The 9,493-nt window shown below is 51.4% G+C and carries 12 protein-coding genes and 1 pseudogene; 7 read left to right on the top strand and 6 right to left on the bottom strand.

Annotated elements, in window-relative coordinates; all coding sequences use genetic code 11:
• From FDX03_RS23600 to FDX03_RS18420, 3 genes and pseudogenes are all read right to left on the bottom strand, one after another.
• A pseudogene (locus tag FDX03_RS23600) lies at window positions 1–66 on the bottom strand (superoxide dismutase [Cu-Zn] SodC2); the annotation flags it as partial.
• A gap of 81 nt (window positions 67–147) precedes the next feature.
• The gene (locus FDX03_RS18425) at window positions 148–1,044 is read right to left on the bottom strand and encodes an aldo/keto reductase family oxidoreductase (protein ID WP_048214269.1); all 897 of its coding nucleotides are present in this window, start codon (window positions 1,042–1,044) and stop codon (window positions 148–150) included.
• 49 nt (window positions 1,045–1,093) lie between these two features.
• A complete protein-coding gene (locus FDX03_RS18420; RefSeq protein WP_048211759.1) occupies window positions 1,094–1,333 on the bottom strand; it encodes a DUF1289 domain-containing protein in 240 nt (79 codons plus the stop codon).
• A gap of 101 nt (window positions 1,334–1,434) precedes the next feature.
• Between FDX03_RS18420 and FDX03_RS18415 the strand changes: the two genes are divergently transcribed.
• The 4 genes from FDX03_RS18415 (at window position 1,435) to rnt (ending at window position 4,433) form a co-directional block, all read left to right on the top strand.
• A complete protein-coding gene (locus FDX03_RS18415) occupies window positions 1,435–2,034 on the top strand; it encodes a TetR/AcrR family transcriptional regulator (protein ID WP_137346377.1) in 600 nt (199 codons plus the stop codon).
• 54 nt (window positions 2,035–2,088) lie between these two features.
• Window positions 2,089–3,186, top strand: a complete 1,098-nt coding sequence (locus tag FDX03_RS18410; protein ID WP_048211761.1) for an alkene reductase — start codon at window positions 2,089–2,091, stop codon at window positions 3,184–3,186.
• Between the two features lie 97 nt (window positions 3,187–3,283).
• Window positions 3,284–3,691, top strand: a complete 408-nt coding sequence (gloA, locus tag FDX03_RS18405) for a lactoylglutathione lyase (RefSeq protein ID WP_003029198.1) — start codon at window positions 3,284–3,286, stop codon at window positions 3,689–3,691.
• A gap of 94 nt (window positions 3,692–3,785) precedes the next feature.
• On the top strand, window positions 3,786–4,433 hold the full coding sequence (gene rnt / locus FDX03_RS18400) for a ribonuclease T (RefSeq protein ID WP_137346376.1): 648 nt from the start codon (window positions 3,786–3,788) through the stop codon (window positions 4,431–4,433).
• Window positions 4,434–4,486: 53 nt separating this feature from the next.
• Here rnt and grxD read toward each other — a convergent pair whose 3' ends face one another.
• On the bottom strand, window positions 4,487–4,834 hold the full coding sequence (gene grxD, locus FDX03_RS18395; protein WP_003832760.1) for a monothiol glutaredoxin 4: 348 nt from the start codon (window positions 4,832–4,834) through the stop codon (window positions 4,487–4,489).
• Window positions 4,835–5,168: 334 nt separating this feature from the next.
• Between grxD and FDX03_RS18390 the strand changes: the two genes are divergently transcribed.
• Together FDX03_RS18390 and sodB are read left to right on the top strand one after the other, a co-directional pair.
• Window positions 5,169–5,999 (top strand): C40 family peptidase, encoded by an 831-nt coding sequence (locus FDX03_RS18390; protein WP_137346375.1) that lies wholly within the window; start codon window positions 5,169–5,171, stop codon window positions 5,997–5,999.
• Window positions 6,000–6,126: 127 nt separating this feature from the next.
• Window positions 6,127–6,708 carry a superoxide dismutase [Fe] gene (gene sodB / locus FDX03_RS18385; RefSeq protein ID WP_137346374.1) on the top strand — a complete coding sequence of 194 codons (582 nt, stop codon included), beginning with the start codon at window positions 6,127–6,129 and terminating at the stop codon, window positions 6,706–6,708.
• Between the two features lie 40 nt (window positions 6,709–6,748).
• On the opposite strand, the gene FDX03_RS18380 is transcribed toward sodB, so the two are convergent.
• Window positions 6,749–7,918 carry an MFS transporter gene (locus tag FDX03_RS18380; protein ID WP_048211765.1) on the bottom strand — a complete coding sequence of 390 codons (1,170 nt, stop codon included), beginning with the start codon at window positions 7,916–7,918 and terminating at the stop codon, window positions 6,749–6,751.
• Window positions 7,919–8,095: 177 nt separating this feature from the next.
• Window positions 8,096–8,185: a cytochrome bd-I accessory subunit CydH gene (gene cydH, locus FDX03_RS18375; RefSeq protein ID WP_003029209.1), complete on the bottom strand. Its 90-nt coding sequence runs from the start codon at window positions 8,183–8,185 to the stop codon at window positions 8,096–8,098.
• 297 nt (window positions 8,186–8,482) lie between these two features.
• Between cydH and purR the strand changes: the two genes are divergently transcribed.
• Window positions 8,483–9,493 (top strand): HTH-type transcriptional repressor PurR (gene purR / locus FDX03_RS18370; protein ID WP_137346392.1); only part of this gene is annotated, 1,011 nt, incomplete at its 3' end.

The following is a 9,493-nucleotide window of genomic DNA, read 5'->3' as shown; positions in this document are numbered from 1 at the left end:
CTCACTGGCAGCCTGTGCACCTGCACAGGCCAATAACGTGATGATGGCTAAACTCAAACGTTTCATACAACCTCCGTCATCCAGGTGTCTGACTGATAAGTGTAATCCAGTGACACAAATTTGAACGACGGAACGCTGAATACGTGATTAAGGCACGTCGTAACCGAGCGCCGCTTTACGAATACGGAACCACTGCTGGCGAGACATGTTCAATGACTCTGATTCAATTGCAGCACGCACACGTTCGATTTTACCCGAGCCAATAATCGGCAGTGGCTGCGACGGCAGACGCAGGATCCACGCATACACCACTTGTTCTATGGACTGTGCATTCAGTTCTTCTGCTATCACGGCAAGTTCATTTCGTAATGGCTGGAACGCATCGTCATTAAACAAGCGACCGCCGCCGAGGCAGGACCAGGCCATTGGACGAATACGCAGTTGCTGCAGTTGATCTAAAGTACCATCCAGCAGGAGCGGCTGATGTACCGGAGAGATCTCAACCTGGTTGGTTGCCAGCGTAAACGGTAGACGCGATTGCAACAACGAGAACTGTGCCGGGGTGAAATTAGAGACACCAAAGTGACGCACTTTGCCACTGTGGTGCAATTTTTTGAAAGCGTCGGCGACGTCGTCAGCATCCATAAGCGGATCGGGACGGTGAATCAGCAACAGATCAATATGATCGGTCGCCAGCAGCTTCAGCGATTCTTCCGCACTGGCAATAATATGCGCGCTGTCGGTGATGTAATGGCCCAGCGCATTTTCCGCGCGCGCCGTCGTGGCAATACCGCATTTGGTCACAATCTGCATTTTTTCACGCAAATGCGGAGCCAGTTTCATCGCCTCGCCAAACGCCGCTTCACACTGGTATCCGCCATAAATATCCGCGTGATCGACAGTCGTGACACCCAGATCGAGATGTTCCTCAATAAAGCTGACTAGCTGACGTGCGGACATATTCCAGTCCATCAGGCGCCAGTACCCCATCACAAAGCGCGAAAATTCCGGGCCTTGCGGCGCAATAGTAATACGCTGAACCATAGCAGCTTCCTTATAAGTGTATGTGCATCGAGTATACGCAATTACGCTTTTAAAAGAGTGAAGGTTGTTGCGGTTCTTCCGGCGGGTTGGATTTGTTTGCGCGTAATTTACGCATCAGGCGCTGGCGACAAAGCCGCAGTACCTCCTGCTTTTGGGCATCGCTCATTTTCTGCCAGTTAAAACGCTCATCCCGACTGCGAAAACAGCCACGGCAAAATCCGCGTTCGTCAGACTGACATATTCCACGGCATGGGCTCTGGACAGGGAAAAACTCCAGCTGTTCGGCCACATCCCCTCCTTTAGTGAGATTGATATACCTATTGAAGACGTTAACTGAATTTCTCGCAAGGGCTATTGCATTAGACCGACTGGTCTATTACACTTCTTCCTATGAACAAAGTCACTGAACACGATACACGCGAACATCTGCTGGCGACCGGCGAACTGCTGTGTATGCAGCGCGGCTTCACCGGCATGGGCTTAAGCGAACTACTGAAAACCGCTGAAGTTCCTAAAGGTTCGTTTTATCACTATTTTCGCTCTAAAGAAGCGTTCGGTGTCGCGATGCTGGAACGCCACTATGCGGCCTATCATCAGCGACTGGCTACGCATTTTGCTACAGGGGCGGGGAATTACCGCGACCGTATCCTGGCCTACTATCAGGAAACCCTGAAACAGTTTAGCCAGCACGGGATTATCAGCGGCTGTTTAACCGTTAAGCTGTCTGCCGAAGTGTGCGATCTGTCAGAGGATATGCGCACAGCGATGGATAAAGGTGCACGGCACATTATTGCGCTGTTAGCGCAGGCGCTGGAGAAAGGCCGGGGCAATCACTGTCTGTCCTTTGTTGGCGAGCCGTTACAGCAGGCACAGGTGCTGTATGCATTGTGGCTGGGCGCCAACCTCCAGGCCAAGATTTCTCGTAGCGCCACTCCGTTGGAAAATGCGCTGGCGCACGTTAAAACCATCATTACAACGCCTGCCGTTTAACAGGCGTTTTTATTTCTTTTATTACTAGACGACCGGTCTATTCAGGAGTGCCACATGTCATCTGAAAAACTGTTTTCCCCACTGAAAGTGGGCGCCATTACGGCAGCGAACCGCATATTCATGGCGCCACTGACGCGTCTGCGCAGCATCGAGCCGGGCGACATCCCTACTCCGCTGATGGCCGAGTATTACCGTCAACGCGCCAGCGCAGGTCTTATTATCAGCGAAGCGACGCAGATCTCCGCCCAGGCGAAAGGCTACGCAGGGGCGCCGGGGCTACACAGCGAAGCACAGATTGCCGCATGGAAAAAAATCACTGCGGCCGTACATGCTGAGCAAGGTCATATTGCTGTTCAGTTGTGGCACACCGGGCGCATTTCTCACGCCAGTCTGCAGCCAAATGGTCAGGCACCGGTTGCGCCTTCTGCGATTAGCGCCGGTACCCGCACCTCACTGCGCGATGAAAATGGCCAGGCAACACGTGTCGATACCTCAATGCCGCGTGCGCTGGAAACCGAAGAAATCCCTGGCATCGTAAATGACTTCCGTCAGGCGATTGCCAACGCACGCGAAGCGGGTTTCGACATGGTTGAACTGCATTCCGCTCACGGCTACCTGCTGCATCAATTCCTGTCACCAACGTCTAACCAGCGTACCGATCAATACGGCGGTAGTGTTGAAAACCGTGCTCGTCTGGTACTGGAAGTCGTCGATGCAGGTATTAAAGAATGGGGTGCCGATCGCATTGGTATCCGTGTTTCCCCTATCGGCTCGTTCCAGAACGTCGACAACGGTCCGAATGAAGAGGCTGATGCTCTGTACCTGATTGAACAACTGGGCAAGCGCGGCATTGCTTATCTGCACATGTCCGAGCCAGACTGGGCTGGTGGCGAACCGTATTCAGACGCGTTTCGCGAGAAAGTTCGCGCCCGTTTCCACGGTCCGATTATTGGTGCGGGCGCCTATACGCCAGAGAAAGCCGAATCACTGATCGAGAAAGGTCTGATCGATGCTGTTGCCTTTGGTCGTGCTTACATTGCTAACCCGGATCTGGTTGCACGTCTGCAGCGTAAAGCCGAGCTCAATCCACAGCGTGCGGAAAGTTTCTACGGCGGCGGTGCTGAAGGCTATACCGATTATCCTACCCTGTAACCTCACAAACTCAGTTCTGCCATTGATAGCGGCGTAACAACGCCGCTATACTAAAACAACATTTTGAATGTATTAGCCATTTTCGAAGGGGAAAAAGATGCGTTTACTTCATACCATGCTGCGCGTGGGTGACCTGCAGCGTTCCATCGAGTTTTATACTAACGTGTTGGGCATGAAGCTGCTGCGTACCAGCGAAAACCCTGAATACAAGTACTCTCTGGCCTTTGTCGGCTACGGCCCGGAAACCAGCGAAGCGGTGATCGAACTGACTTATAACTGGGGTGTCGATAAGTATGAGCTGGGCACAGCCTACGGTCATATCGCCCTGAGCGTAGATAACGCGGCAGAGGCCTGTGAACGTATTCGTCAAAACGGCGGTAACGTAACGCGTGAAGCGGGTCCGGTAAAAGGCGGCACAACAGTGATCGCGTTTGTTGAAGATCCGGACGGCTATAAAATTGAGCTGATCGAAGAAAAAGACGCCGGCCGCGGTCTGGGCGACTAACCCCCCCTCGGGCGCAGATCGTCTGTGCCCGTAGTTTTATACTCATCATTTTGCCATAATACGCGCTGCAATTTTCCCGTATTAAGAGACCCAGATGTCCGATAACGCTCAACTTTCCGGTCTGTGTGACCGTTTTCGTGGTTTTTATCCTGTCGTCATTGATGTCGAAACAGCAGGATTTAACGCCAAAACCGATGCGCTGCTTGAAATTGCCGCCATCACACTGAAAATGGATGAACAAGGCTGGCTGATGCCGGACACGACGTTACATTTCCACGTTGAACCGTTTGAAGGGGCGAATTTACAACCCGAAGCGCTGGCATTTAACGGTATCGACCCGAGCAACCCGCTGCGTGGCGCGGTCAGCGAGTACGACGCGCTGCATGCCATCTTCAAAATGGTGCGTAAAGGTATCAAAGATAGCGGCTGTAATCGGGCTATCATGGTGGCGCATAACGCTACGTTCGACCACAGTTTTATGATGGCTGCAGCAGAACGCGCTTCACTGAAACGTAATCCGTTTCACCCCTTCGTCACCTTTGATACGGCAGCATTAAGCGGCCTGTCTCTGGGGCAGACTGTGTTGTCAAAAGCGTGCCTGGCGGCGGGAATGGAGTTTGACGGGAATCAGGCACACTCGGCACTGTATGACACAGAACGGACAGCCGTTCTGTTTTGCGAAATCGTTAACCGCTGGAAACGTCTCGGCGGTTGGCCTCTTCCCGTGCCTGAAGAAGCGTAACGGCGACGTAAAAAAAGCGACCATCACAGGTCGCTTTTTTACTTCTGCTAAAATTACTCAGCGTCTGGCTCTTCGGTTTTGTATTTCGCCGCAGTTTCTTTAATCAACTGCTGCAACTCCCCGCGCTGGTACATTTCAATTAAAATGTCACAGCCGCCTACCAGTTCACCATCAACCCACAGCTGTGGGAAAGTCGGCCAGTTGGCATATTTCGGCAGCTCGGCGCGAATATCCGGGTTCTGCAGAATATCAACATAAGCAAAACGTTCACCACAGGCGGACAACGCTTGCACAGCCTGAGCAGAGAAACCGCAGCTTGGCAGTTTTGGGGAACCTTTCATGTACAGGAGAATCGGGTTTTCAGCGATCTGGCGCTGGATTTTTTCGATAGTGGTGCTCATTATCTTGCTTCCTTAAACTTCTTTTACGGCAGTAGTCTGACATTGTAGCGGGTCAGGCAGGTAACGGAAAATAACATTTTCATTACGCGATATTATTTTATCGCCTGTCGTTAAAAGTTGCATTCACAATCTCATTTATCCGCATGAAGCCTGTGGATTTGATTATCTGTTCACCAATTACGCCCTGAATTGCTGTTTTTTTTTGCGGTCGGTTACGAAACGTAGTTTTAAACGAAAAAAGCTATTAACTTTCCCTCTTTCTATAGATTAGAATCGTCAAGTTTTGAAAATCACACGCAGGCACGATAGACCTGCCTTACCAGAGGACTGCTCAGTGGCGCGGATAAACCGAATCTCGATCACGCTCTGTGCTTTACTTTTTACCACACTGCCTTTTACGCCTATGGCTCATGCTTCCAAGCAGGCCAGGGCGACACCTACCGCTTCCCACACCGTCAAGACGGTAGATAAAAAGAAAAGCGCAACAGCCAGTCAAAAAGCAACAAAAACCAACAAGAAAACGGCGACAAAAAACACCAGTAAAACCAGTACGAAAACGGCTTCCTCCTCCAAAAAACGCACAGCGACTCCGGCAAAATCGACGAAAACAGCAAACCGTCGTAGTAAAACAGCGGCAATACAATCCCCCGCCGTCACCTGGACTGAAAAATGTACCCCGCGCAAAGGTCATAAGCCACGTTGTGTAAAAGTGAAGACGACTGCGCCAACAGCCGTTGCTGATGTACATAAAGTGAAAGTACAGAAAGCAACCAAAACCGCCATGTCTACCCTCATGAACCAAATCGGCAAACCTTACCGTTGGGGGGGCACCTCACCCAGAACCGGTTTTGATTGCAGCGGGCTGGTTTATTACGCATACAAAGATCTGGTCAAGTTCCGCATTCCGCGTACCGCCAATGAAATGTATCACCTGCGCGACGCTGCGCCGATTGAACGTGGCGAACTGAAAAACGGTGATCTGGTCTTCTTCCGCACGCAAGGTCGCGGTACCGCCGACCACGTTGGCGTCTATGTCGGCAATGGTAAATTTATCCAGTCTCCACGCAGCGGTCAGGAAATTCAAATAACCTCTCTGAGCGAAGATTACTGGCAACGCCACTACGTGGGCGCTCGCCGTGTAATGACGCCGAAAACAATTCGCTAAAAACTTACCCTACAGAATATGCTGTAGGGTAAGTTCTTCTTTTGCATAACCTTTCAATTTGCTACCCTATCCTTACTCACAATGAGGCTATTGTGTGTACTCAATATAAATAATAAGGAGAGAAGCAATGTCGTTCGAATTACCTGCATTACCGTATGCCAAAGATGCTCTGGCACCGCACATTTCTGCCGAAACGCTGGAATACCACTATGGCAAACATCACCAGACTTACGTTACTAACCTGAATAACCTGATTAAAGGCACGGCGTTTGAAGGTAAATCACTGGAAGAGATCGTACGTAGCTCTGAAGGTGGTGTATTCAATAACGCAGCCCAGGTCTGGAACCACACGTTCTACTGGAACTGCCTGGCCCCGAACGCAGGTGGCGAGCCGACCGGTAAACTGGCCGAAGCGATTGCCGCCTCCTTTGGCAGCTTTGCAGACTTCAAAGCACAATTCACCGATGCCGCTATCAAGAATTTCGGTTCTGGCTGGACCTGGCTGGTCAAAGAAACGGATGGCAAACTGGCTATCGTGTCCACCTCCAACGCAGGTACACCGCTGACGACTGACGCGACGCCGCTGATGACCGTTGACGTGTGGGAACATGCTTACTACATCGATTATCGTAATGCCCGTCCTGGCTACCTGGAACACTTCTGGGCACTGGTGAACTGGGAATTTGTTGCGAAAAACTTCGCAGCATAAGATGACAACGCAGAAGGGTTTCCCTTCTGCGTTTTTGTTTTTAATTCGTTGCGTTGCAGACTTCTTCCGCTTGTTTCCTTGCCGAGACAAAGACCAGCAGTAGCGCAAGTCCCGCCACAATCGCCCCCATTACCGGTACGAAACTGTAGCCCAACCCTCCGGAAATTACCGCCCCACCAGCCGCCGCTCCCAGGGCATTCCCCAGATTAAACGCGCCAATATTAACTGACGATGACAATCCAGGCGCCTCGCTGGCAACGCGCATCACACGCATCTGCAGCGGCGGAACCACCGCAAACGTTGCTGCACCCCACACCACCATACTCACGGCCGCACCCAGCTCATTACGCGCAAGGAAAGGTATCGCCAGCATAATAATCATCAGCAGCAGTAAAAAGCCTTTCAGCGTACCGTTAACCGAACGGTCAGCCAGTTTACCCCCCAGATAGTTACCGATAGAGAACCCAACGCCAATCAGCACCAGCATAGCGGTGACAAACGCCGGTGTAGCATGAGTAATGCTATGCAGCACGGGTGAGATGTAGGTATAAAGCGTAAACATCGCCCCGGCCCCCAGAACGGTCGTCAGCAGAGCCGACAACACCTGCGGACGCATGAGTACCGCCAGTTCGCTGCGGACATCCGGGCGCTCTCCTGCCCCACCTTTGGGTAATGAGAAGAACAGGCTGACCATGGCGATAACACCCAGTCCCGCCGTCGCCATAAAGGACATACGCCAGCCGATGGTTTCCCCAAGCCAGGTTGCTGCGGGAACACCGCCAATATTGGCAATTGTTAACCCCATAAACATAGTTGCTACGGCGCTGGCCTGTTTGTGTTTGGGCACCACGCTTGCGGCAACCACAGAGCCAAGGCCGAAAAATGCCCCGTGGTTAAGACTGGTCAAAATGCGCGACAGCATCAGCGTCGTGTAATCCGGAGATATCGCCGAAAGTACATTACCCAACGTAAAAATGGCCATCAGGAAGATAAGCGCATTGCGACGCGCACGATGGGACAGCAGTAATGTCATCAGCGGGGCGCCAACCATCACGCCTACCGCATACGCGCTGATTAACATCCCTGCGGCCGGAATGGATACATCCACGCCTTTGGCAATGACGGGTAGCAACCCCATGGGAGAAAATTCGGTCGTTCCAATGCCAAACGCACCTATCGCCAGCGCCAGTAAAGGATAATTGAGTTTCATCTATCGACTCCGTAACGTCGAGCCTTGGCACGACACATCATAAGAGTCAAAAGCATGACATTGATCGCAAAATTAATAAAGTTAACAAAACTGCAAAAGACTTTTGCTTATTTGCAAAAAATAGGACGGAAAAGGCAAGCAGAAAGGATGAGGGAGAGCGAACTCCCTCGGGGGAAATCAGTGCAGTGCTGCAGTCAGGCCACCCGCGACAATCAGGCCCAGAACAATTATGGTCGTTACTAACGAAAATTTCAGATCGGTGCTCATCAAGTTTTCTCCTTTTTATTCCCACACAAAAAGTGATATTGCGCATTTTTACACACTTGAAAGCAAAAATCTCTCACGATTTATATTGATAACTGCTTTTAACTCTTCCCCTTTTCGTTAAGATCAGACAAAATTCCACGCTTACTTGATTAGCGTACCGGCCATTGACCCCTTCCTGACGTTCCGTGTCGTTTTCCCGGCGTGCCGCAACCCTGACGTTGCGTTGAGGGTGTGTGAAGGCAAACGTTTACCTGGAGTATTCTCAGGAGCTTAGGATATGGTCTGGAGTGAGATGTAATGGCAACTATTAAAGATGTAGCGAAGCGAGCAAACGTTTCCACTACAACCGTATCACACGTAATTAACAAAACACGCTTTGTCGCTGAAGAAACGCGCAACGCTGTCTGGGCAGCGATCAAAGAGCTGCACTACTCCCCTAGCGCAGTTGCACGTAGCCTGAAGGTGAATCACACCAAATCGATCGGTTTGTTGGCAACCAGCAGCGAAGCGGCCTATTTCGCCGAAATTATCGAGGCCGTTGAGAAAAATTGTTTCCAGAAAGGCTACACCCTGATTTTGGGCAACGCCTGGAACAGTCTCGAAAAACAGCAGGCTTATCTGTCTATGATGGCGCAAAAGCGCGTAGATGGCTTGCTGGTAATGTGTTCAGAATATCCGGAATCACTGCTTTCCATGCTCGAAGAGTATCGCCATATTCCCATGGTGGTTATGGACTGGGGCGAAGCAAAAGCCGACTTTACCGATACCGTCATTGATAACGCTTTCGAAGGCGGTTACATGGCAGGCCGGTATCTGATTGAACGCGGTCATCGTGAGATCGGCGTGATCCCAGGACCTATGGAGCGTAATACCGGCGCAGGCCGCCTGGCTGGCTTCATGAAAGCGATGGAAGAAGCGCTGATTAAAGTGCCTGACAACTGGATTGTCCAGGGTGATTTTGAGCCTGAATCCGGCTACCGCGCTATGCAGCAAATCATCTCCCAGTCACATCGCCCAACCGCCGTATTCTGTGGTGGCGATATTATGGCGATGGGTGCGCTGTGTGCCGCAGATGAGATGGGACTGCGCGTGCCGCAGGATATCTCAGTTATCGGTTACGACAACGTGCGCAACGCCCGTTACTTCACCCCTGCGCTGACAACCATCCATCAGCCAAAAGATTCACTTGGTGAAACGGCCTTCAACATGCTGTTAGACCGAATCGTGAATAAACGTGAAGAATCGCAGTCCATCGAGGTACACCCACGCCTGGTAGAGCGTCGCTCCGTGGCCGACGGCCCGTTCCGC

The organism is Citrobacter sp. wls827, from assembly GCF_005280875.1.
GTDB lineage: Bacteria > Pseudomonadota > Gammaproteobacteria > Enterobacterales > Enterobacteriaceae > Citrobacter > Citrobacter youngae.
Note: the sequence above shows the minus strand (reverse complement) of the source record. Positions and strands in the feature narration are given on the sequence as shown.